The organism is Pseudomonas sp. VEM90 (genome assembly GCF_054611535.1).
In genome coordinates, this window is sequence record NZ_JBTRAR010000018.1 from 108,561 (window position 1) to 131,597 (window position 23,037).

General features: G+C 62.8%; 17 protein-coding genes and 4 tRNA genes. 4 read left to right on the forward strand and 17 right to left on the reverse strand.

Annotated features, from left to right (window positions below):
* Positions 1-24 precede the first annotated feature (24 nt).
* A complete protein-coding gene (locus ACYCCG_RS17910; RefSeq protein ID WP_459671362.1) occupies positions 25-2,061 on the reverse strand; it encodes an oxidoreductase in 2,037 nt (678 codons plus the stop codon).
* A gap of 326 nt (positions 2,062-2,387) precedes the next feature.
* Here ACYCCG_RS17910 and ACYCCG_RS17915 point away from each other — a divergent pair, with 326 nt between their 5' ends.
* The 4 genes from ACYCCG_RS17915 to ACYCCG_RS17930 all read left to right on the forward strand — a co-directional run bounded on the left by ACYCCG_RS17915 (position 2,388) and on the right by ACYCCG_RS17930 (position 7,642).
* A complete protein-coding gene (locus ACYCCG_RS17915) occupies positions 2,388-3,620 on the forward strand; it encodes a TULIP family P47-like protein (RefSeq protein WP_459671364.1) in 1,233 nt (410 codons plus the stop codon).
* Positions 3,621-3,645: 25 nt separating this feature from the next.
* Positions 3,646-5,289: a TULIP family P47-like protein gene (locus ACYCCG_RS17920; RefSeq protein WP_252459667.1), complete on the forward strand. Its 1,644-nt coding sequence runs from the start codon at positions 3,646-3,648 to the stop codon at positions 5,287-5,289.
* A 189-nt stretch (positions 5,290-5,478) separates the two neighbouring features.
* Positions 5,479-6,597, forward strand: a complete 1,119-nt coding sequence (locus ACYCCG_RS17925; protein WP_209969741.1) for a nitrilase-related carbon-nitrogen hydrolase — start codon at positions 5,479-5,481, stop codon at positions 6,595-6,597.
* Positions 6,598-6,601: 4 nt separating this feature from the next.
* On the forward strand, positions 6,602-7,642 hold the full coding sequence (locus ACYCCG_RS17930) for an AraC family transcriptional regulator (RefSeq protein WP_209964481.1): 1,041 nt from the start codon (positions 6,602-6,604) through the stop codon (positions 7,640-7,642).
* Positions 7,643-7,933: 291 nt separating this feature from the next.
* Here the strand turns inward: ACYCCG_RS17930 and ACYCCG_RS17935 are convergent, their stop codons facing one another.
* The 16 genes from ACYCCG_RS17935 to ACYCCG_RS18010 form a co-directional block, all read right to left on the reverse strand.
* Positions 7,934-8,752: a DUF2242 domain-containing protein gene (locus ACYCCG_RS17935; protein WP_209964478.1), complete on the reverse strand. Its 819-nt coding sequence runs from the start codon at positions 8,750-8,752 to the stop codon at positions 7,934-7,936.
* 198 nt (positions 8,753-8,950) lie between these two features.
* Positions 8,951-9,027 (reverse strand) — tRNA-Asp (locus ACYCCG_RS17940).
* 141 nt (positions 9,028-9,168) lie between these two features.
* Positions 9,169-9,245, reverse strand: a tRNA-Asp gene (locus ACYCCG_RS17945).
* Between the two features lie 99 nt (positions 9,246-9,344).
* A tRNA-Asp gene (locus ACYCCG_RS17950) sits at positions 9,345-9,421 on the reverse strand.
* Between the two features lie 65 nt (positions 9,422-9,486).
* Positions 9,487-9,562 (reverse strand) — tRNA-Val (locus ACYCCG_RS17955).
* Positions 9,563-9,780: 218 nt separating this feature from the next.
* Entirely contained in the window at positions 9,781-10,554 is a 774-nt protein-coding gene (locus ACYCCG_RS17960; RefSeq protein WP_176685791.1) for an SDR family oxidoreductase, read from the reverse strand.
* Positions 10,551-11,762 carry an O-succinylhomoserine sulfhydrylase gene (locus ACYCCG_RS17965; RefSeq protein ID WP_339444501.1) on the reverse strand — a complete coding sequence of 404 codons (1,212 nt, stop codon included), beginning with the start codon at positions 11,760-11,762 and terminating at the stop codon, positions 10,551-10,553. The genes ACYCCG_RS17960 and ACYCCG_RS17965 overlap by 4 nt, the downstream gene beginning before the upstream one ends.
* A 16-nt stretch (positions 11,763-11,778) precedes the next feature.
* Entirely contained in the window at positions 11,779-13,284 is a 1,506-nt protein-coding gene (purF, locus tag ACYCCG_RS17970) for an amidophosphoribosyltransferase (RefSeq protein WP_459671369.1), read from the reverse strand.
* A gap of 42 nt (positions 13,285-13,326) precedes the next feature.
* Positions 13,327-13,884, reverse strand: a complete 558-nt coding sequence (locus tag ACYCCG_RS17975; protein WP_176685794.1) for a CvpA family protein — start codon at positions 13,882-13,884, stop codon at positions 13,327-13,329.
* 197 nt (positions 13,885-14,081) lie between these two features.
* Entirely contained in the window at positions 14,082-14,726 is a 645-nt protein-coding gene (locus ACYCCG_RS17980) for an SPOR domain-containing protein (RefSeq protein ID WP_209964469.1), read from the reverse strand.
* A complete protein-coding gene (gene folC / locus ACYCCG_RS17985) occupies positions 14,710-16,017 on the reverse strand; it encodes a bifunctional tetrahydrofolate synthase/dihydrofolate synthase (protein ID WP_209964464.1) in 1,308 nt (435 codons plus the stop codon). Before folC ends, ACYCCG_RS17980 begins: the two co-directional genes overlap by 17 nt.
* On the reverse strand, positions 16,017-16,910 hold the full coding sequence (gene accD, locus ACYCCG_RS17990) for an acetyl-CoA carboxylase, carboxyltransferase subunit beta (RefSeq protein WP_021784489.1): 894 nt from the start codon (positions 16,908-16,910) through the stop codon (positions 16,017-16,019). The genes folC and accD overlap by 1 nt, the downstream gene beginning before the upstream one ends.
* Before the next feature lie 222 nt (positions 16,911-17,132).
* The gene (locus ACYCCG_RS17995; protein WP_176685797.1) at positions 17,133-17,753 is read right to left on the reverse strand and encodes a phosphoribosylanthranilate isomerase; all 621 of its coding nucleotides are present in this window, start codon (positions 17,751-17,753) and stop codon (positions 17,133-17,135) included.
* Positions 17,754-17,814: 61 nt separating this feature from the next.
* Positions 17,815-18,675 (reverse strand): tRNA pseudouridine(38-40) synthase TruA, encoded by an 861-nt coding sequence (gene truA / locus ACYCCG_RS18000; protein WP_459671373.1) that lies wholly within the window; start codon positions 18,673-18,675, stop codon positions 17,815-17,817.
* Between the two features lie 192 nt (positions 18,676-18,867).
* Entirely contained in the window at positions 18,868-21,603 is a 2,736-nt protein-coding gene (locus ACYCCG_RS18005) for a FimV/HubP family polar landmark protein (RefSeq protein ID WP_176685799.1), read from the reverse strand.
* A gap of 71 nt (positions 21,604-21,674) precedes the next feature.
* Positions 21,675-22,679 carry an aspartate-semialdehyde dehydrogenase gene (locus tag ACYCCG_RS18010; RefSeq protein ID WP_209964454.1) on the reverse strand — a complete coding sequence of 335 codons (1,005 nt, stop codon included), beginning with the start codon at positions 22,677-22,679 and terminating at the stop codon, positions 21,675-21,677.
* Positions 22,680-23,037: the final 358 nt, after the last annotated feature.

Here is a 23,037-nt window from a genome sequence, read left to right on the forward strand (position 1 = left end):
CGGGCTCACGCAGCCTCGACGCCCTCAGAGTTCGGCCGCCAACCGCGAGCCTTGGTTGATCGCCCGTTTGGCATCCAGCTCGGCCGCCACATCCGCGCCGCCGATCAGGTGCACCGACTGCCCCGCCGCCGCCAGCCCTTCCTGCAGTTCGCGCAGCGGATCTTGCCCGGCACAGATCACCACGTTATCCACTGCCAGCACCTGCGGCTCGCCGCCGTCCACACGAATGTGCAAGCCAGCATCGTCGATACTCAGGTACTCGACGCTGTTGAGCATCTGCACCCCTTTGTTTTTCAACCCGGTGCGGTGAATCCAGCCAGTCGTCTTGCCGAGCCCGTCACCCACCTTGGATTTCTTGCGCTGCAGCAGGTACACCTGCCGTGCCGGGGCGTGCGGCTCGGCCTTGATCCCGGCCACGCCACCTCGCGCCTGAAGATGGGTATCGATGCCCCACTCTTTCCAGAATGCCCCTCGATCCTGACTGGTGGCCACGCCCTGATGCACCAGGTACTCGGACACATCGAAGCCGATACCTCCCGCGCCAATCACGGCCACCGACTTGCCCACCGGCTTGCGCTCGAGCAGCACGTCCAGGTAGCTGAGCACCTTGGCATGCTCCACGCCCGCAATGGCCGGGGTACGCGGGGCGATGCCGGTAGCCAGGATGATTTCATCAAAGCCGCCCCCCACCAGTGCTTGCACATCGACGCGGGTATTCAGGCGCAGGTCGACACCTGTGCTGTTGACCTTGTTGCGGAAGTAACGCAGCGTTTCAAAGAATTCTTCCTTGCCCGGCACCCGCTTGGCCACGTTGAACTGGCCACCGATTTCGCTGGCGGCGTCAAACAGGGTCACCGCGTGGCCCCGCTCAGCCGCCACGGTGGCCGCCGCCAGGCCAGCCGGGCCGGCGCCGACCACGGCAATGCGCTTCACCGCACGTACAGGCAGGTAGTTGAGTTCGGTCTCGTGGCAGGCCCGCGGGTTGACCAGGCAACTGGTCAGTTTGCCGCCGAAGGTGTGGTCCAGGCAGGCCTGGTTGCAGCCGATGCAGGTGTTGATTTCATCCGCGCGACCGGCAGCGGCCTTGTTGACGAAGTCTGGGTCGGAGAGAAACGGTCGGGCCATCGAGACCATGTCGGCATCGCCCTCGGCCAGCACCGCCTCGGCCACTTCCGGGGTGTTGATGCGATTGGTGGTGATCAGCGGAATGCTCACCACGCCGCGCAACTTGGCGGTGACTTTGCTGAAGGCCGCACGCGGCACTTTGGTGGCGATGGTCGGGATGCGCGCCTCGTGCCAACCGATTCCGGTGTTGATCAAGGTAGCGCCGGCCTGCTCGATGGCCTTGGCCAGCAGCTCGATCTCGTCCCAGGTGCTGCCCCCCTCGACCAGGTCGAGCATCGACAGGCGGAAGATGATGATGAAGTTCGGCCCTACCGCGCCACGCACCCGGCTGACGATTTCCACTGCCAGGCGCATGCGGTTTTCATAACTGCCACCCCAGCGGTCGGTGCGATGGTTGGTGTGCGCGGCGAGGAACTGGTTGATGAAGTAACCTTCCGACCCCATGATTTCGACACCGTCGTAACCGGCACGCTGGGCCAGCACCGCACAATTGACGAAGTCGGCAATCTGCTTCTCGATACCCTCCTCGTCCAGCGCCTTGGGCTTGAACGGGTTGATCGGCGCCTGGACCGCGCTAGGTGCCACCTGGCGTGGGCTGTAGGCGTAGCGCCCGGCATGCAGGATCTGCAGGCAGATCTTGCCACCGGCGGCGTGCACCGCCTCGGTGACGATGCGGTGCTTGTCGGCCTCTTCCTCGGTGCTGAGCTTTGCCGCACCAGAATACACCCCGCCTTCATCATTGGGCGCAATGCCGCCAGTGACCATCAGGCCAACGCCACCGCGGGCGCGCTCGGCAAAGTATGCAGCCATGCGCTCGAAGCCGCCGGGGCGCTCTTCGAGGCCGGTGTGCATCGAGCCCATCAGGGTGCGGTTGCGCAAGGTGGTAAAGCCCAGGTCCAGCGGGGCAAGCAGGTGCGGGTAACGGTCGGCGGCCATGGAAAGGTCCCCTGATGGCGTGATCACGGAATGCGGGCACCTCACTGGGTGGCGGGCCCCGTCGTTTGTCTGCCTGCGACATTAAACAGCCGTTTGAATTGCCTCAATGATCAAAACTGACAAGTTAATGATCATTATGAACAGCAGAGTCAGCACCTGTCGGGAAGGCTCCAGATCTTCAGCGCTATAAGGTTCGCCTGGCTTGATCGCCAAACAGTCTCCCCGCGCATTTGCCAGACAACGCGGCTCTGCCAGACTCTTCAAGCACGTTTGATCATCCACCCATGGAACGTGGCGCCTACTCAGTGCGCCCGGAGGGTTCGCTCATGCTGACAAAAGGATGGGACACCATCAGCATCGTTCGCCAAGAGAGCGTGAACAGTGACCTGGCAGCCAGCTGGAACAGCCTCGACCACGAATTTTCCTATACCTCGGATGAAGGCTACGCCTGCCACGGGGTGTTCGACTGCTGGTCGGTCGTCAACGGTGGCGGCGGTCGCTTGCTGCGCCTGCGCATGCCTATACGCTCAGGCTTTTTCGAGGCCAGTGGCACCAGCCGCTCGCTGGCCAGCGCGGTTGCCATCATCGAGGTCACCCTGTCGCTGTTGCCACAAGGCGACGGCCAGATGCAGTTGAAGTCGGCCTTCCTGCGCAAGGCCGGAGCCACTCAACCCCTTCAGGACAACGAAGGTGGCTGGCTACGCGGCATCACCCTGCAAGACCCCGACGGCTCGCTAGGCCCTTTCGCCACCGTGGTGCTGGACTGTATCTGCAACTACCTGGTCGAGCATCCCCTACAGTTCACCCACACCTTCGCGACCATCAACTTCAGCAAAGCCACCGCCCCGGAATGGGCCAGACCACGCAAATGCACCTATGCCTACCTCGATTCGGGTTTCCTGGCGATCATGGCCGTATGTACCGAGCGCGACATCAGTGAGCTGCCACTGGATATCGATGTGTCAGGCATCAGCCAGGGTGGGCAGTCGAGCTACGTGCTGTCTCCACGCCTGGTACTGGAGCACCTGGTACTGCCCGGGCTGCTTCAGCTTTACCAGGGCGCCACGGCGCAGGACTACCGCGTCGACAATACGCAAATGGTCAACATACCGACCTTGCGTATGAAGGCCATCAAATCAGGGGCGATCTGGTACACCCCCGTTGTCTTCGCCGGCTGCAACCCTGCACGAATGCTCGGTGACTTCATCACCGTCGACTATCAGGGCGACTGCGACCTGCACGCAGGCATCGACATGAAGTGGAACGGCTGGCTGAGGATGAAGCTGGTGCTCGATGGCAACACCATCACCTTCGTCAAGCAGTCGTCCGACTTCAGAAAGGAAGTGCATATTCCCTGGTACCTGGCCTGGCTCTCGCCCATCGTCAGCCTGATCACCCACATCGTCACTGCTGTGATCTCCGATGACCTGATCAGCGCCATCGCGGCGCGTGGCGGCTCGGTCAAGGCCGACACCATCGATTGCGTGTCCTGGAGCAACGACACGCATACCGCTTCGTCGAGCTACCTCGCCGAGGCCCTTGTCATCAACTACGTGTGACCCCACCAACACAAGGAGCCGTATCATGAGCAATGAAAGCAAGGTCATGCTGGCCGGGTTTGCCCAGCCCATCTCGCTGCGCCTCGATCACCTCAATGAAACCGCGCGCCAGACCCTGCGCGAATCGCCGCTGTACCGCAACGCGGCGCTTGTACACAGTTCCGAAGACACCTTGCGCGCCGCGCAGCTACTGACCAATGCCGGAACGCTGGCCAGTACGGTCACGACCAATGGCTGGGATACCGTGAGCATCTGCCGGGTCTCTGCGCTCAACCAGCGCATCGCCCTGGAAAAAACCTACCCCACCAACATCGACGCCGGGGTCGACAGCTTCTCGCTCAAGGCCGACTTCGACGCCTGGTCGATTACCACCGGCGGCGACGGACGCAACGTCAAGGTACGCATCCCCTTCGGCTCAGGGACATACAAAGGCCTGAACGGCAAAACCTACCAGGTCCAGGGGATGTCTGCGGACGTCTACGTCAAGCTCAGCTACTTCCCGGCGCCCAATCCAGTATCGGCTTCAGACGGCACGTATGAACTGCAAGTCAACACCCAGGCAACGGACCCGGACGACCCGATCGCTGCGGTGATTGCCCTGAGGGACCCGGACAACGTCTTGAGCGGCATTGACCAGAGCGTGATGCGCGGCGTACTCGAAGACTGGCTGAACCAGCCCGAGAACCTGAAGAAGTTCGACACCCTGTTCAGTACCGTCCTGATCAACAACATGGGCAAGGAAAGCGAGGAATTCAAATGGCTGCGGGCCACCTCCATGAGCTATGCCTATACCGACAAGAACAGTGAGGAAAGCAGCATCTTCGGGGTGCTGGCCATGACCAACGAGCGTGACTCCACCGGGTTGCCGAACCAGTTGCCTGCCGTGATGCTGGCTGCGGACAACAATGCCAACTTCCTCATCAGCCGGGAGATCTTCGTCAAGTACCAGTTGCTGGCGGCATTGCCGTTCATCTTCGAGGGTACCACCGAGGCCAACTTCGCCCTGGATGCGGCGGGCACATCCATCACTGCCAACGACCTGAAGCTCGACAGCGTCAAGTTTGGGGCCATCACCTATCATCCCGTGGCCGAAAAGTTCGATATCAACTTCGACGAGTCTTATATCCGTACCGAATGCAAGGTACGCACCGACATCTCACCCGGTATCGTGGCCTATACCCGCATCGTCACCAAGCAGACGCTACAACTGGGCGTCAACGACAAGGGCGAACAGGTGATGGTATATGCCATGGTCGGAGACCCGGATGTCCAAAACACAACAGACATCGCCACCTGGGTGGTCGTCACCGAAGCCATTCTAGGCGCGATTGCCGCCGTGGCCACTGCGGTGGCTGGTGGTGTGGGCGGCAAGGTGATGGCGTTGATCGTCGGCATCATCGCAGCGTTGGTGGTGGCCATTGTCAGCATCGTCATCCACGTGATCATCGAGCGCGTGGTGGCGGGTGGGGTAACCAACAACATTCCGTCCATAGCGCCCATGGTCAAAGTGGCGGCGAACCAGGTCAAATGGCCATTCAGTGAACCGGATGCCTTTGTCCTGACCGACATCACCTACTCCGGTGCGCTGATATTCGGTGGCTCGCTCAAGTTGCTCGAAAAGTTCTGCATCCAGGACAAACGCCTCGCCCTGGCGACGCTGGCCGCCTGACCTTGCCTACACAACCCCGGGCCTCAATGCCCGGGGTTCGTTGCACGCCCACCGCCATTCCTTTGGTATGATCAAAAGTCGATTGTGCATGGATCAATGCAGTGCGCTGCTCAGACCGATCAAAAGGCGCGAGATTGCGGCTTCATCGCTCCGCATGGCCACTCCACTTTTAGCGAATACCCACGCTTGATGCGAAAACTCCTGGCAAGCGCCCTGGCGCTGGTGATGATCGCCGCCGTCTGCGGCTACGGTTTCTGGACCCAACAGCGCCCGGAAGGCCACTACCTGTCCGACCTGCGCATCGAACTGGCGCTTAACCATGGCGTACCGGGCGAGCACGGCAACCTGCTCGGTGTCGAACCACTGCTGTTCCCAGGCGACTATCAGAACTTGCAGCGCTTGCACCGCAAGCTCGCCGCTTATCTGGAGCAAGCCCGTGCCCAGGGGCTGGTGGGGCCGCGCACCGTGGTGGTACTGCCGGAGCATATCGGTACCTGGCTGTGGGCGCGTGGTGAGAAGAACGAGCTGTACCAGGTCAGCCACAGCCGCGAGGCCCTGCAATGGCTGGAACTGAGCAACCCGCTTCGCTATGGCCTCGCGGTTCTTGGCGCTGAGGGCGACGACTGGCGTGCCGATGCGCACTTGCGCATGAAGGCCGAACAGATGGCCACAGACTACCAGCAACTGTTTGGCAGCCTGGCAAAGGAATTTGGCGTCACCCTGGTGGCCGGCTCGATCGTGCTGCCCGAACCCTATGTGAAACAGGGCGTGCTGCATGCCGGCCGTGGCCCACTGTTCAACAGCAGTGTGGTGTTTGCCGGCGATGGCTCGCTGCTGGGCGAGCCGCAGCGTCAGCAATATCCCGACAGTGAAATGCGCCGCTACATCCACGACGGCCGCCAGCACCCGCTGCAGGTCGTGCAGACCCCGGCCGGGCGCCTGGGGGTGCTGGTGGGCAGTGACAGCTGGTACCCGGACAACCACCAGCAACTGACTGAACAAGCCGTACAACTGGTCGCCAACCCGGCGTTTCTCAGTGGCAAGGGCAGCTGGCAAGCACCCTGGCGGGGAAATCGCCACCAGGATGCCAGCGCCGGGCTGGCCTTGCAGCGCGGCGAAGTCAGTGAACAGGCGGCCTGGCAACGCCTGACCGAAGTGGCTGGAGCCGGCATCAGCAGCATGAGCGTGTTCATGCGCGGGCAGTTCTGGGAACAGGGCAGCGATGGCCAGGGCTTTGCTCACCAGTCGGGAGCGTTGCTCGCCGCCCCCCCCAGCCCGGGTGCCCGCCTGCTAAATGTGTGGCTGTAAGCCCATGGCCCGCCCCCGCGTGCGCCTGGGCGAACTGTCGGTTGGTTTTGTCCAGCCTTTGAGCGAAGCCCTGCGCGAACTGGGCCACGACCCTGAACCATTGCTGCGGCGCTACGGCCTGGACACGACACGCCTGAGCGAGGCCGGCGCACGCCTGTCCATCCCCCGCTACATGCACCTGGGCCACGCCGCTATCGAAATGAGCGGTGAGGCCGCTTTAGGTCTGCGCATAGGGCGCCTGAGCCGGTTGGCACATACAGGTCTGGCCGGGGTCACTGCGGCCCAGGCCCCCACTCTCGGCGAGGCCGCGCGCACCCTGCTGCGTTTCGAGCCGCTTTACGCGGCCAACTACCGTGGCCATTCCAGCTTTCAGGAAGATGACCAGGGCGCCTGGCTGCGTTTCTACTCCATCAGCCCATATAACGACTACAACCGCTTTGTGGTCGACTCACTGCTGGCCGGGTGGCTGGCCCAATTGGCCGACCTTGCCGGCACCCCGGTGCAGGCCGAACGCCTGGAGATCGAGTTTGCCGCGCCCTCCTATGCCGCGCGCTATCAACCGCTCTGCAGCACACCTGTGCAGTTCGCCGCCGACGGCAATCAGCTGCGCCTGAGCCGCGCCACCTTGCAACTGGCCAACCCCGGGCATTGCCCGAGTACCTGGCAGCACCTGTTGCAGCTGTGCGAAGCAGAGTTGCTGCAGCGCACGCGGGTGCGCAGCCTGGGTGAGCGCATTACTCACCTGCTGGGCCCGCTGCTCAATGGCGGCCGTGAACCGAACCTGGAAGAAGTGGCGCTGCACTTGCAGCTGCCAAGCTGGACCTTGCGCCGCAAGCTCGCCGAGGAAGGCACGCGTTTTCGCGACCTGCTCAACGAAACCCGGCGCGACCTGGCCGAGACCTACATCCGTGACACGGCGCTGGCCTTTGGCGAGATTGCCTATCTGTTGGGGTTTGCTTCGGCCGAGGCCTTCCAGCGCGCATTCAAGCGCTGGACGGGCCTCACGCCGGGGGAGTTCCGCCGCAGCCAGCGGCAGCCGGGCTAGAGTTCGGTGGCGTCGTCGGCCGGTTCCGGGGTGTCCAGTTCGTAAGCTTGGGTTTCGAGTAGTTCTTCCTGGTATTCGTCCATTGCCCTGCGTCCTCTTTGCTCATTTTGCCTTTGTAGGTATCGCCTTCAGCCTAAGCAGGTGGGATGAAGGGATGATGACAAGCTTATGAGAGGTAAACGTAGCAGGTGTTCAGGAAGTTATCGCGGGGCGTCTGTAACAGGGGATGTTTACAGCCTGAACCGGCCCCTTTCGCGGGCTGACGGCGAAAGGGCCGGTTCAGGCGACCAATCAAAGGGAGGGGGCAGCAGGCTCGGCCGGCTGGGCATCCTGCTGTACCTGAATGGGTGCAGCTTCCACCGGCGGGGCCACCGGCTGCGAACCCTGGCTGTCATCCACCACCGGCGCCGCTGCCGCCTCGCTGGCCGGGGCTACGCCCGCGGGTGCAGGTGCCGCTTCAATCAACGGTGCTGCTGCCGGAGCCGGTGCCACCGGGTTCACCGCAGCCTGCTCCGGCAGCCCCAGGTCCACCGCCGGCTTTTCCACCTTGGGCGCCTCGACCTTGGCCTTTTCGACCTTCTTCGGCTTGGGCAGGTAACTCTCCACCAAGGCGAAATAGCGGTCATAGAACTGCGCCGCAGTCACCGTCTCACTGGCTACCTTGACCATCGAGTCGTCACTGGAGCCGATCGGCATCGACACCGAACCCAGCACCCCCACGCCCAGGCTGGCCGAGGTGTTGGACTTTTTCAGCGCATAGCGGTCCTGCAGGGCGTTGGCGAACATGGTCGAGTGCTGGTCGTCGCTCACGTCCGGTGCACAGGTGACATTGAAACTGATCTGCAGGTGGTTCTCGCTGTTTTGCTGAAAGCTCTTGTTACCCACCACCTGGTTGGCGCCGCTGCTGGTGATGATGTATCCCTGACTAAGCAAGGCACGCCGGGCGGCTTCGCAAGAGCCGGCATCGCTCACCGGGAAGCTGCGCGAGAAGGTGCCCGAGTCATCGAAGTTCTCGTGCTCGTAGACGGCCGCTTTTTTCGAGGAACAACCGGTCACGCCCGCCAGCACCAGGGCCAGCCCGAGCGCACCAAAGACGGAAGATCTGGTCATTGCGAATTCCGGGTATATGGAAAGTGCCTATTGTGCAACACAGCAGGCAGGCACAGGAACCGCTGGTCGGTGAAGAATCTGTCAGGTTGGTGTAAAGCCTGGCAAAGGCCGGCATTTGCCAGGTGCACCAACGAAAAAAGCGACCCGAAGGTCGCTTTAACGTTGCTTCAAGGCGTTCATGGGGCCTTGACGCGAAGATGGCGCAGCGGACGGGACTCGAACCCGCGACCCCCGGCGTGACAGGCCGGTATTCTAACCGACTGAACTACCGCTGCGTATCATTCAGGCTTTCGCCCGTTTGAAAACTGGGTCTACCCTTCCGGCGCAATGGCCTCAGGGCAGGCACAAAAAAAGCGATAACGTGATCGCTTCTTTTGTGTTTGCTTCAAGGCGTTCTAGGGACCTTGAAACGAAGATGGCGCAGCGGACGGGACTCGAACCCGCGACCCCCGGCGTGACAGGCCGGTATTCTAACCGACTGAACTACCGCTGCGTATCGTTCAGGCTTGCGCCCGATTGAAACTGGGATCAGCCCAAGGCGTTCGCCTTGTGGCTTCAGACCGGTGCAAGGCACCCATCTGTTACTGAAAAATGGCGCAGCGGACGGGACTCGAACCCGCGACCCCCGGCGTGACAGGCCGGTATTCTAACCGACTGAACTACCGCTGCGCAGTGCGTTCCTCTCTGGCTATCGGCTTCTTGCGAACCCGATGCTCCAGGAACATCTCAGGAAGTGGTGGGTGATGACGGGATCGAACCGCCGACCCTCTGCTTGTAAGGCAGATGCTCTCCCGGCTGAGCTAATCACCCTCGCGATGTTGCTTGTTGCGTTTGCTTCGCTGAGGCCGCGAAATTTACGCAGGTGGCGAAGCTAAGTCAATAGCCCCATTGAATTTTTTTCAAAAAGGCAACGTGATGTGATTGCCTGTGCCGGCCTCTTCGCGGGTAAACCCGCTCCTACAGTCGGAATTAACCGTCGTAGGAGCGGGTTTACCCGCGAAGAGGCCGGCGCAGTTTAAACAAGGTGCTCAGGTATAGATCATCTTGCGGGTCATGCCACCATCGACCACAAACTCCTGGCCGGTGACAAATGCCGCCTGGCGTGACAGCAACCAGGCAACCATGGCCGCTACATCTTCCACAGTCCCTACCCTGCCCGCTGGGTGCTGGGCATGCTCAGCTTCGCTCAACGGCTCGGCACGGCGCTGCGACGGATCACGGGCATCGATCCAGCCCGGGCTCACCGCATTGACACGAATCTCCGGGCCCAGGCTCATCGCCAGGGCATGGGTCAAAGCCACCAGCCCGCCCTTGCTTGCCGCATAAGCCTCGGTGTCCGGTTCGGACTGCCGAGCACGGGTCGAGGTCAGGTTGACGATCGCCCCGTTGTGCGCACGCAGATACGGCGCACAATGCTTGGCCAGCAGCATGGGCCCGCTGAGGTTGACCGCCAGCACACGGTTCCATTGCGCCAGGCTCAGGCTTTCCAGCGTCTGGTTGTGCGGGTTGGCAATGGCCGCATTGCACACCAGCGCGTCCAGCCGGCCGAACTGCCCGAGCACTTCGGACACTCCGGCACTGACCTGGGCCTCGTCGGCAACGTCCATGGTGATGAACCAGGCGTTGTCGCCCAGCGCCTTGGCCACTTTGGTGCCACGCTGGCGGTCCAGATCACTCAGCACCACCTGCCAGCCTTCGCAGATCAGCCATGCGGCAATGCCCAGACCGATGCCGCGGGCGGCACCTGTGACCAAGGCTACCCGGCCATTGTGGCCCGGGGTACTGCCGCTGATTTCGATCACAATGCTGCCAGCCCACGCGCCAGGTCAGCCTGCAGGTCGGCCACGTCTTCCAGGCCCACGGCAACGCGGATCAGGCTATCGCGGATACCCGCCGCTTCACGCTCCTGCGGCGACAGACGACCGTGTGAGGTGGTCGCCGGATGAGCGATGGTGGTTTTGCTGTCACCCAGGTTGGTCGTGATGGAAATCACTCGGGTAGCGTCGATGAAACGCCACGCGCCCTCTTTGCCCCCCTTGACTTCAAAGCTGACCACTGCACCAAAACCGCTCATCTGGCGCTTGGCCAGTTCGTGCTGCGGGTGGCTGGGCAGGCCGGCGTAATGCACCTTCTCCACGCCGTCCTGCTGCTCCAGCCATTCGGCCAGGGCCTGAGCGCTTTCGCAGTGTGCACGCATACGCAGGCGCAGCGTTTCCAGGCCCTTGGTGAAGATCCAGGCGTTGAACGGGCTGAGGGTTGGACCTGCGGTACGCAGGAAACCGACCACTTCTTTCATTTGCTCGGTACGGCCGGCAACCACACCGCCCATGCAGCGGCCCTGGCCGTCGATGAACTTGGTGGCCGAGTGGAACACAATGTCGGCACCCAGCTTCAGCGGCTGCTGCAACGCCGGGGTACTGAAACAGTTGTCCACCACCAGCATGGCACCATGGGCATGGGCGATTTCGCTGAGCGCAGTGATATCGACCAACTCGGCCAGCGGGTTGGATGGCGACTCGACGATCAGCAGTTTGGTGTTGGCCTTGATGGCCTTTTCCCAACCGGTGAGGTCGACCAGTGGCACGTAGTCCACTTGTACGCCAAAGCGTTTGAAGTACTTCTCGAACAGGCTGATGGTGGAGCCGAATACGCTCTGCGACACCAGCACATGGTCACCGGCGCTGCACAGCGACATGACCACGGCCAGGATCGCCGCCATGCCGGTGGACGTACCCACGGCCTGTTCGGCACCTTCCATGGCCGCCAGGCGCTCCTCGAAGGCACGCACCGACGGGTTGGTGTAGCGCGAGTAGACGTTGCCCGGCGTTTCGCCGGCAAAGCGCGCAGCAGCATCGGCTGCCGTGCGGAACACATAGCTGGAGGTCAGGAACAGCGCTTCGCTGTGCTCGCCTTCCGGGGTACGGTTTTGACCAGCACGCACTGCCAGGGTGTCGAAACCGACACCCTCGAGGTCACTGTCCAGTCGCCCGGCATCCCATTGATCCGTCATGCCGTCGCTCCCAAAATCAGTTGTTGTAAAGATCGATGATCGCGCTGACGGCCTGGTTCTTGACCTTGGCCAGGTCATTACGGGCCTGCTCGATGCGGTCGAGGTAGGCTTCGTCGATATCGCCAGTGACGTACTCACCGTTGAACACCGCGCAATCGAACTGCTCGATCTTGATCTTGCCGCCACCGACCGAGTCGATCAGGTCTGGCAGGTCCTGATAGACCAGCCAATCGGCGCCGATCAACTCACTCACCTGTTCGGTGGTGCGGTTGTGGGCGATCAGTTCGTGAACACTCGGCATGTCGATGCCGTAGACGTTGGGGTAGCGTACAGCAGGGGCCGCGGAGCAGAAGTAGACATTCTTGGCGCCGGCTTCGCGGGCCATCTGGATGATCTGCTTGCAGGTGGTGCCGCGCACGATCGAGTCGTCCACCAGCATCACATTCTTGCCGCGGAACTCCAGCTCGATGGCGTTGAGCTTCTGACGCACCGACTTCTTGCGCGCGGCCTGGCCGGGCATGATGAAGGTACGGCCGATGTAACGGTTCTTGACGAAACCTTCGCGGAACTTGACGCCCAGCCGGTTGGCCAGCTCCAGCGCGGCAGTACGACTGGTATCCGGGATCGGGATGACCACGTCGATATCATGATCGGGGCGCTCGCGCATGATCTTGTCGGCCAGCTTTTCACCCATGCGCAGACGCGCCTTGTAAACCGAGACCCCATCGATGATCGAGTCCGGGCGAGCCAGGTAGACGTGCTCGAAGATGCACGGCTGCAACGTTGGCGCTTCGGCGCACTGCTTGGTGAACAGCTGGCCTTCTTCGGTGATGTACACCGCTTCGCCCGGTGCCAGGTCGCGGATCAGGGTGAAGCCGAGCACGTCCAGGGCGACGCTTTCCGAGGCGATCATGTATTCCACGCCTTCGTCGGTGTGACGCTGACCGAACACCACCGGGCGAATGCCATGGGGGTCGCGGAAACCGACGATGCCGTAGCCGGTGATCATGGCCACCACGGCGTAACCGCCAACGCAGCGGCTGTGCACATGGGAGACCGCAGCGAACACGTCTTCTTCGGTCGGCTGCAGCTTGCCGCGCACCGCCAGCTCATGGGCGAACACGTTCAGCAGCACTTCCGAGTCGGAGTTGGTGTTGACGTGACGCAGGTCGGACTCGTAGATCTCCTTGGCCAACTGCTCGACGTTGGTCAGGTTGCCGTTGTGAGCCAGGGTGATGCCGTAAGGCGAGTTGACGTAGAACGGCTGGGCCTCGGCCGAGGTCGAGCTGCCCGCAGTCGGGTAGCGCACGTGGCCGATGCCGATGTTGCCTACCAGGCGCTGCATGTGGCGCTGCTGGAACACGTCGCGCACCAGGCCATTATCCTTGCGCAGGAACAACCGGCCGTCATGGCTGGTCACGATACCGGCAGCGTCCTGGCCGCGGTGCTGGAGGACCGTAAGCGCGTCATACAGCGCCTGATTGACGTTCGACTTACCGACGATACCGACGATGCCACACATGCGACGCAACCCCTACTTTGATGAAACTTGATTGAATAGCGCTCAGGGCTTGGACGGCCCGAGCAACTGTTCCTTGAACGGAAGATCAGCCGGAGTGCTGATCAGGCCACTGGGCGTCCATTGGTCGGAAAAACCCAGAATCAGGTTTTTCGACCAGTCGGCGACCAAGAGAAACTGTGGTATCAGGCGTGATTCCTGCCACCAGGTGTCTTGTTGAACCGGCCCCAGGCTGATCAGACCTATGGCTACCACTACCAGCAAGGCCCCGCGCGCGGCACCGAAGGCCATGCCCAGGAAACGATCGGTGCCGGACAGCCCGGTCACGCGGATCAGCTCACCGACAAGGAAGTTGACCATGGCCCCCACCAGCAAGGTGGCGACGAAAAGAATGGCGCAGCCAGCGATGACGCGCATCGATGGCGTCTGGATATAACTCTCAAGATACACCGAGAGCGAACCGCCGAACATCCAGGCAACCGCACCGGCAATGATCCAGATGAGCAAGGACAAGGCCTCCTTGACGAAGCCGCGCTTGAGACTGATCAATGTGGAGACGGCGATGATCGCGATGATCGCCCAATCAACCAAGGTAAATGCCACGGTGCTGCCTGCAGACGTTTGAGGCGGCGCATTTTACCAGAGCGGCGGGCCGGGAGTAAGCGGAATGTCAGCTGGATTGGTGTTGGGCGATTCGCGGCTAAGCCCGCTCCCACAGGTTCTGTGTGCGCCTTGCAGCGACGCGGTACCTGTAAGAGCGGGTCCAACTCGCAAATGGGCGGCATGGCCGCCCCGGGGAATCAGCTGCGCTCGGGCTGGAAGCGCACCACAAAGCCCTTGAGGCTGTTCTGACGGTTGACCGCGTCACGCACGCGCTCGGCCTCGGCGCGCTCGATCAACGGCCCCACGTACACGCGGTTCATGCCACCCGCTGTACGGATATAGGCGTTATAACCCTGGCGACGCAAGGTTTGCTGCAGCTTCTCGGCACCGGCGCGGTTGGACAGACTGGCCAGCTGGATCGACCAACTGACTGGCAGGCCATTGGCATCGATCTTCGATGGCGCGGCAGGCGCGGGTGTTGCAGCGGCCTTGGCCTCCACCTTGGGCGCGGGGGCCTGCGGCTTGGGCGGCTGAACCTGCGCCTGGGTCTGTGGCGACGGTGTGATTGGCTGGCGGGGTGTACTCGCCGGGGCAGTCGACTCGTCGATCACCACGGGCGCCTGCTGCGGCGCCTCCGGAATAACCTGCGGCTCCGGCACGGCAACCGGCTCCACCTTCACTTCCGGCAGGCTGGGCATGGCCGGTGCCTGCGGGGCTTCGACGTGCACCTGGCGCATCTCGTCCTCGCGGGTGAACAGCATCGGCAGGAAGATAACCGCCAGCGCCACCAGCACCAGCGCACCCACCATGCGCTGTTTCATCCCTTTATCCAGCACAGCCATCTATTCCACCCTCCTGGGCGTGCCGCTCCAGCCATTCCAGCGCCTGGGCGACACAGAAAAACGAACCGAACAGCAGGATCTGATCATCCGCCGTCGCCTGCGCACATTGCCCCTCAAGGGCGGCGTCGACACTGGCATAAGACTTCACCGCGGCACCGAGGTTCGCCAAGGACGTGACCAGCTCCGCGGCCGGGCGACTGCGCGGAGTATCCAGCGGCGCCACTGCCCAGTCGTCGATGAGGCCCTGCAGCGGCGCGATAACGCCATCCAGATCCTTGTCGGCGAGCAGGCCAAATACCGCGAGACGGCGCCCCTTCAGCGGCCGGGCCGCCAGGCGCCTGGCCAGGTACTGCGCCGCATGCGGGTTGTGCCCGACATCCAGCAGCAACGCTACCGCTTTGCCCTGCCAGTTCAAATTACGAAGGTCGAGACGCCCAGTGATACGGGTATCCAGCAGCGCCTGGCGAACTTGCTCCGCGCCCCACGGCAGCCCCATCAGCAGGTAAGCCTGCAGGGCCAGCGTGGCGTTTTCCATGGGCAGGTCAAGCAAAGGCAGGTCATGCAGCTCTACCTGCGTGCCATCGGCCGCAGTACCACGCCAGCTCCAGCAGCCATCGGCGCTGGCCAGATCGAATTCCCGCCCGCGCAGGAACAGTGGCGCGGCCAGTTCGGCGGCCTTGTCCAGCAACGGCTTGGGCGGGTCCAGGTCACCGCACAGGGCCGGCTTGCCCGGGCGGAAGATGCCAGCCTTCTCGAAGGCTACCAGCTCGCGGGTATCACCCAGGTAATCAACATGGTCGACACCAATGCTGGTCACCAGGGCGAAGTCGGCATCCACTACGTTCACGGTATCCAGGCGACCACCAAGGCCCACCTCGAGCACCACGGCATCCAGCTGCGACTGATAGAACAACCAGAACGCGGCCAACGTACCCATCTCGAAGTAGGTCAGGGAAATATCGCCCCGTGCCGCCTCGACGGCGGCGAAGGCTTCGCACAGGCGCTCATCGCTGGCCTCCTGGCCATCGATCATCACCCGTTCGTTGTAACGTAACAGGTGCGGCGAACTGTACACACCGACCTTGAGCCCCTGGGCACGCAGCAACGAAGCCACGAAGGCGCAGGTCGACCCCTTGCCGTTGGTGCCGGTCACCGTCACCACGCGCGGCGCCAGCTTGCCCAGCGCCAGGCGGGCAAGCACCTTCTGCGACCGCTCCAGACCCATGTCGATGGCCGAGGGGTGCAACTGCTCGAGGTAGGCGAGCCATTCGCCCAGGGATCGTTGTTTCATCACGCGACGGCAGCCGCCTCACGCGCTTCTTCCGGGGTTTGCTGGCCGGTCATCTGCGCCAGCAGGCGGGCCAGACGCGGGCGCAGTTCGCCACGGGAGATGATCAGGTCGATAGCACCGTGCTCCAGCAGGAACTCGCTGCGCTGGAAGCCTTCAGGCAGCTTCTCGCGTACGGTCTGCTCGATCACGCGTGGGCCGGCGAAGCCGATCAGGGCCTTCGGTTCACCGACGATGACGTCGCCGAGCATCGCCAGGCTGGCGGAAACACCACCATACACAGGGTCGGTCAGGACCGAGATGAACGGGATGCCTTCTTCGCGCAGACGCGCCAGCACGGCCGAGGTCTTGGCCATCTGCATCAGCGAGATCAGCGCTTCCTGCATGCGCGCACCGCCCGAAGCGGAGAAGCAAACCATTGGGCAGCGGTTTTCCAGGGCATAGTTGGCCGCGCGTACGAAGCGCTCGCCGACGATGGCACCCATGGAGCCGCCCATGAACGAGAACTCGAAGGCGCTAACCACGATCGGCATGCCCATCAGGGTGCCGCTCATGGAGATCAGCGCGTCCTTTTCGCCGGTCTGCTTCTGCGCAGCGGTCAGGCGGTCCTTGTATTTCTTGCCATCACGGAACTTCAGGCGGTCGACCGGCTCCAGGTCAGCGCCCAGTTCGGCCCGGCCTTCAGCGTCAAGGAAAATGTCGATGCGCGCACGTGCGCCGATACGCATGTGGTGATTGCACTTGGTGCAGACATCCAGGGACTTTTCCAGCTCCGGACGATACAGCACGGCCTCGCAGGACGGGCACTTGTGCCACAGGCCCTCGGGCACCGAGCTCTTCTTCACCTCGGAACGCATGATCGAAGGGATCAGTTTGTCGACTAACCAGTTGCTCATGCTTTCTTTCTCCAGTATTGGCAGGCGGGGGACAGCGTCACCGTCCCTGCCCTGCCCTTGAGCTCAAAATCTTTTATGAAACGATGGTGGACCGGCCGCCGGGGCTTCCAGCGCGCCACTCCACCGCTAATGTATTTTCTTGCCGCCACAGCTACTGGCGGCGGCCCAGCAGGGCTGCGAAAGCTATGGACGATGGCGCGCAGCCAGCCGTCACATCTGCCATCAAGCCTGTTTCACCGCCTTCATGAAGGCCTCGATCTTTGCCGCATCCTTGATGCCCTTGGCCTGCTCGACGCCACCGCTGACATCCACCGCGTAAGGCTTTACCTGGGCAATGGCCTGACCAACGTTATCGGCCGACAGCCCGCCCGCGAGGATGATCGGCTTGCCAAGCCGCGCCGGCACCAATGACCAGTCGAACGCCTCGCCGGTTCCCCCGGGCACGCCCGGCACATAGGTGTCCAGCAAAATGCCACGGGCACCCGCATAAAGCTGGCAGGCCGCCTCCAGGTCGTCGCCAGGGCGCACACGCAGGGCCTTGATCCAGGGGCGGTGGTAGCCTTCACAGTCCTGCGGGGTTTCATCGCCGTGAAACTGTAGCAGGTCCAGCGGAACCACTTCGAGGATCTCGTTCAGCTCGCAGCGCGAGGCATTGACGAACAACCCGACCGTGGTCACGAATGGCGGCAACTCGGCGATGATCGCCCGCGCCTGGCGCACGTCCACTGCCCGCGGGCTCTTGGCATAGAAGACGAAGCCAATGGCATCGGCACCCGCTTCGGCAGCGGCCAGTGCGTCTTCGATGCGGGTAATCCCGCAGATCTTGCTGCGAACATTGCTCATGGAACACGAACCCTGATTGTTGCGGCGAAAGGGCGGATGTTAGCAAATGGCTTTTCGCCCGTCAGTCTGCCAACGTCTCGTAACCACTCAAAAAGTGTGGGCCGATGTAACGCTTGGGCAACGCAAACGCTTCGGGGTACTCCACCTGCACCAGGTAAAGCCCGTAGGGGTGGGCCGTTACCCCTCCTTCGCGGCGGTTGCGCCCTTCCAGCACCTCGCGGGCCCAGGTAACCGGACGCTCGCCGGCGCCGATGGCCATCAGCACACCGGCAATGTTACGCACCATGTGGTGCAGGAAGGCGGTGGCACGCACGTCCAGCACGATCATCTGGCCATGGCGGGTAACACGCAGGTGGTAGATATGCTTGATGGGTGATTTGGCCTGACACTGGCTGGCGCGGAAGGCGCTGAAGTCGTGGGTGCCGAGCAGGAACTGCGCGGCCTCGGCCATGCGATCGACGTCGAGCGGACGGTGGTTCCAGGTCACCTCCTCGGCCAGGTGCGCCGGGCGAATCGGGTCGTTGTAGATCACGTAGCGGTAGCGCCGGGCGCAGGCCTTGAAGCGGGCATGAAAGTCGGCCGGCATTGGCCGCGACCAGACCACACTGATGTCGTGCGGCAGGTTGAAGTTGGTGCCCATGGTCCAGGCGCGCTCGTCACGCACGGCACGGGTATCGAAGTGCACGACCTGCCCGCAGCCGTGAACGCCGGCGTCGGTACGACCGGCGCAAATCACCGAAATCGGCTCGTTAGCGACCTTGGACAGCGCTTGCTCCAGGGCTTGCTGGACACTCGGCACGCCGCTGGCCTGGCGCTGCCAGCCGCGGTAGCGCGCGCCTTTGTATTCCACGCCCAGGGCGATGCGGGAGAAGCCTTCGGCCGCGAATTCGGCGGTAGCGGTGTCGATGATGTCCAAGAGCATGAAACCTGTGGGGTGTACGGAATGGCGAGATTATAACGACAACGGCAGCCTCGTAGGGCTGCCGGTGGATGCGCACTGCATTTGCGGGCCTAATCGCGGGTGCCCCGCCCCCCACAGGTCACTCGCAAGGTCGAAATGTGTGGGGATCCTGTGGGAGCGGGCAAGCCCGCGAAGAGGCCTGCCCTACTTGCATCAGACCAGACGAGAGAGCAGGTCCTCGGCTTCCTGACGCTGGCTATCGTCGCCATCCTTGACCACTTCATCGAGGATGTCGCGCGCGCCCTGACTGTCACCCATGTCGATATAGGCACGGGCCAGGTCGAGCTTGGTGGCGACTTCGTCACTGCCGGAGAAGAAGTCGAAGTCCAGGTCGTCCAAGGGCTCGGGCTCGGGCTGCGCAACCGCGTCTTCGCTGGTGAAGTGCGGCTCCAACGAAGGCGTTTCGAGGCTCTGCGACAACTTGTCCAGCTCGGCGTTGACGTCATTGAGCTCCGAGGCAAAGCTCTTGGCGGCCGGCGAATCGTCTTCCAGCGACAGGGACAAGTCGAAGTCCGACGGCAAGTCGAACTCGGAGACCGGGTCAAACTCCGGCTCACTGTCGAAGGCTGCCAGTTCGGCGGCGACATCGACCGGCCCCTGCTCCACCGTGTCCGGAGTGGCTGGAGCCACAGGCTCACTGATGTCGAGGTCGAAATCAGACAGGTCCACGGCAGGCTGAGGCTCGGCTTGTGCCAGCATGGCCTCGAAATCAGCATCGGCGTCGGCCTGCAGCTCTGCATCCACGGCAAATGGCTGTTCTTCTGGCTGAGTTTCTTCCTGTACGGGCTCGTCCAGCACAGGTTCTGCGATTACCAGCTCGTCGGGAACGGCCCCCTGTACCACCGGCTCGTCCAGCATGGAGGTGGCCAGCGGGTCTTCCTCGGCCAGGTCTTCGCCCAGGCTCAGGTCGAAGGCGCTGTCCAGATCCTGCTCATCCAGGCCGGAAACATCGAGCGTTGGCACTTCATCGAAGGCATCCAGCTCTGCGTCAGGCTCTGCTTGTGCGACAACCTCTGGCTCAGCCTCCACTTGTGGCTCGAACCCAGACACCTCGTCAGGCGCCACATCGGCAACCACCGGCGCTTCGGGCTCATCGTGCAGCAGCTCTTGCACGTACTGCTCATCCATTTCGGCAGCCAGCGCCGCCGCACCCAGGCCGGCAGCAGCCAGGCCGAGCATGGCGGGGTAACGCTCTTTCAGCCCGGCGACTTCGGCAACGTTCTGTTCGCTGGCCGGCAGCTGACGCTCCTGTTCGGCAAACGCGCTCTGGTCACCCTGGCGGGCGTACACGTCCATCAGCTTCAGGCGCAGGTCGTCACGCTCCGGTGCAGCGGCCACAGCGGGCTCCAGCAGGTCGGTGGCACGATTCAGGCGGCCTTCGGCCAGGCATTGGTCGACTTGCGCCAACAGCGCGGCGTGCGGATCTGCTTGCGGCTCAGTCAGGGGGTCTGCCTCGGCGACCGGTTCAGCCACTTTTTCCGCAGCGACGGCAGCTGCAGCCGAAGCGGCGACCACAGCCGGCGACAGGGTTACACCCGGTTCCGGGGCTTCGACGCCGTCGAAGCTCTCGGTATCGCTGTCGAAACCTGTGCCCTGCTCTTCTTCCAGCGCCCGCGCCATGCGCAGGTGCTTCTCAGCTTCTTGCTGGGCCTTGCGCTTGCGCGCCAGCAGCCAGAGCAGCAGTGCCAGCACCAGGATGCTGGAACCGGCAATCATCCCCAAAAGCCACGGATTGCCCAGGACTGCGTCGAGCGCACCCTTCGGCTGGCTGGCGGGTACAGGCTGAGCGGCCGGCACAGGCTCGGGTGCGGTATCGGCAGTAGCAGGCGCCGGCTTGTCCGCTGGCTGGTCCGGGGTAGCGGCAGCCGCTGCCGACGTGGCTGCGCCCTGGCCTTCCAGGCGCGCCAACTGGCTGTTCTTCAACTCGATCAGGCGCTGCAGCTTGTCCAGTTGGCTCTGCAGGTCGGCCATGCGACTTTTCAGTTCTTCGTTGTCGCGACGGCTGGTGTCCAGACTTTCCTGGGCCATGGCCAGTTTGTCACTCAACGCCTTGGCCTGGCCGGCATCGGCCTGGCTGCCCGGGCTGACCAGACGCAGGTTGTCGCCCTGGGCGATACGCGACGGTGCAGCCTCGGCGGCGCCACGGCGGGTGGCATCCAGCTGGCGGGCACGTGGCCCCAGGCGACGGCCTTCACGCCAGGCGGCATACTGCTCGGCCACCTCGCGGTTCGCCTCGCCTTGGGCGATGCTCTGGATCTGCTGCTGATCGGGCAAGCGCAGTACCTGGCCAACCTTCAGCAGGTTGATGTTGTTGCCGATGAAGGCGTCCGGATTCAAAGCCTGGATCGCGATCATGGTCTGCTGGATCGAACCACCCTGGGTGTTACGCGCGGCAATCTGCCACAAGGTGTCGCGACGCTGGGTGGTGTAGTTGCTGGCACCGGTCATGGCCGGTGTGACATTGCCTGCTGCCGGTTTTTCGCCCTGTGCCTTGGCCTGGTCGAGCAGCACGCTATAGTCACGCAACAGGCGGCCCTGCGGCCACATGACCTGCACCAAAAACTTGACCACCGGACCTGGCAGCGGCTGACTGGACGTCACGCGCAGCACACTTTTGCCGTTGGGGTTGATCACCGGTGTGAAGGTCAGGTCTTCGAGGTAGGTCGGAAACGCCACCCCGGCCTTGCTGAACTCTTCCGGTGGCGCCAGGCTCGGCGCCACTTCGGTGGCTTTGAGGTCGCGCACGTCGAGCAATTCGATCTCGGCGTCCAGCGGCTGATTCTGTGCCGACTTCAGGGTCAGCTCCCCCAGGCCCAGCGCATTCGCCATGCCAGACGACAGCGCGGATGCTGCAGCCATGGCCAGAACCAGTTTGCGAATTCGAAGCATGACCTCTTCCCTTGTATGAATCGTCCCGAAACCTGCATGCGGAGCAGGACAAAAGTGCTCGCCAGTATCTTTTACGGCATGTGTTTAATCAACATTTGCGCCACTTGCACGGCATTGAGCGCGGCGCCTTTGCGCACGTTGTCGGTGGTCAGCCAGAGGTTGAGTTGCTGGTCTTCATCAACACCGTGACGTACACGTCCAACATAGACCACGTCTTGGCCTACTGCGTCACCTACCGGGGTCGGATAATCATCGTTTTCCACCCGCTCGACGCTGTCGGCTGCGTCCAGGGCCTGGTTGACCGCTGCCAGGTCTACCGGGCGACGGCTTTGCACGGCCACACTGAAGCTATCGCCGAAAAACACCGGGACTTGAACACAGCTCACGGAAATCTTCAGGTCAGGCAGGCCCAGCAGCACGCGCAGTTCACTGACCAGGCGGCGCTCCAGCGCGGTATGGCCCTGCTCGTCGGCAGCACCGACCTGGGCCAGCAGGTTGAACGCCACTTGACGGTCGAAGAAGCGCGGCTCCAGCGGGCGGGCATTGAGCAGTTCGGCGGTTTGCCGGGCGAGCTCGCTGACCGCTTCACGGCCTTGCGCCGACACCGCCAATGCAGCCATCACTTGCACCCGCTCGATGTCCAGCAGGCCTTTGAGCGGCGCCAGCGCGACGGCCAGGGCTACTGCGGCCGAGCATGGGCTGACGATACGCGCTGGCAACGACAGGCTGGCCAGGCGTTCGGCGTTGGCTTCCGGCACCAGGGCCAGGGCGTCGTCCAGGCCACCGGACAGGTCGATGACCGTGCAGCCCGCCTGCAGCGCCTTGCCGGCAAAGCTGCGGCTGACGGCGGCGCCGGTGGCGAAGAAGGCCAGCTTGACCTGGGCGAAGTCGAAGCTGTCGACTTCGCGGACCTTCAGCTTCTTGCCGGCGAACATCACGCTGCTGCCCGCCGATTCCATGCTGGCCAGCAGGTGCAGGGTGGCAACCGGGAATGCCAGTTCCTCGAGGATCTGCACCAAGGCTTCACCGACGCTGCCGGTGGCGCCGACGACGGCGATATCCAAAGGGTGTGTCATGGAAGGGATCCTTTTGCTGTAAACGGCGGGGGCGGCACTTTACTCGGATTGTAGGGTTTTGTCTGTGCCCAGCCGGCGCTGCTGTTGCTGTTGCTCGGTTGCGTCTTGCTTCTTGGATGTGCGCACTCACACCGAGTAGGTATTCATTCGCGCAGGTGGCGCATCGTCAAACGGACTGTACGCCCGATCAAAACCGGCGCTTAAGCTTTTGAGCTTTTGGGTTGTGCGCTTACCCCCCGGTGTCAGGATAGTTGTCGCCTCGCCAGATTTACCTGAAACCAGACCCCGGGGGCGGAAAGAGAGCCGTTGTGCCGTACTATTCCTCTGAGCGCAAAGCCGAACTGCTCAAGATGCTGGG

Coding starts and splice junctions, on each gene's coding strand:
- ACYCCG_RS17920 (WP_252459667.1), top strand. CDS start 3,646: ATGAGCAATGAAAGCAAGGTCATGCTGGCCGGGTTTGCCCAGCCCATC.
- ACYCCG_RS17935 (WP_209964478.1), bottom strand. CDS start 8,752: ATGACCAGATCTTCCGTCTTTGGTGCGCTCGGGCTGGCCCTGGTGCTG.
- accD (WP_021784489.1), bottom strand. CDS start 16,910: ATGAGCAACTGGTTAGTCGACAAACTGATCCCTTCGATCATGCGTTCC.
- ACYCCG_RS17995 (WP_176685797.1), bottom strand. CDS start 17,753: ATGAGCAATGTTCGCAGCAAGATCTGCGGGATTACCCGCATCGAAGAC.
- ACYCCG_RS17980 (WP_209964469.1), bottom strand. CDS start 14,726: ATGGCTGTGCTGGATAAAGGGATGAAACAGCGCATGGTGGGTGCGCTG.
- ACYCCG_RS17965 (WP_339444501.1), bottom strand. CDS start 11,762: ATGACGGATCAATGGGATGCCGGGCGACTGGACAGTGACCTCGAGGGT.
- ACYCCG_RS17915 (WP_459671364.1), top strand. CDS start 2,388: ATGCTGACAAAAGGATGGGACACCATCAGCATCGTTCGCCAAGAGAGC.
- ACYCCG_RS17910 (WP_459671362.1), bottom strand. CDS start 2,061: ATGGCCGCCGACCGTTACCCGCACCTGCTTGCCCCGCTGGACCTGGGC.
- ACYCCG_RS17930 (WP_209964481.1), top strand. CDS start 6,602: ATGGCCCGCCCCCGCGTGCGCCTGGGCGAACTGTCGGTTGGTTTTGTC.
- ACYCCG_RS17925 (WP_209969741.1), top strand. CDS start 5,479: ATGCGAAAACTCCTGGCAAGCGCCCTGGCGCTGGTGATGATCGCCGCC.
- truA (WP_459671373.1), bottom strand. CDS start 18,675: ATGCTCTTGGACATCATCGACACCGCTACCGCCGAATTCGCGGCCGAA.
- ACYCCG_RS18010 (WP_209964454.1), bottom strand. CDS start 22,679: ATGACACACCCTTTGGATATCGCCGTCGTCGGCGCCACCGGCAGCGTC.
- purF (WP_459671369.1), bottom strand. CDS start 13,284: ATGTGTGGCATCGTCGGTATCGTCGGTAAGTCGAACGTCAATCAGGCG.
- ACYCCG_RS18005 (WP_176685799.1), bottom strand. CDS start 21,603: ATGCTTCGAATTCGCAAACTGGTTCTGGCCATGGCTGCAGCATCCGCG.
- folC (WP_209964464.1), bottom strand. CDS start 16,017: ATGAAACAACGATCCCTGGGCGAATGGCTCGCCTACCTCGAGCAGTTG.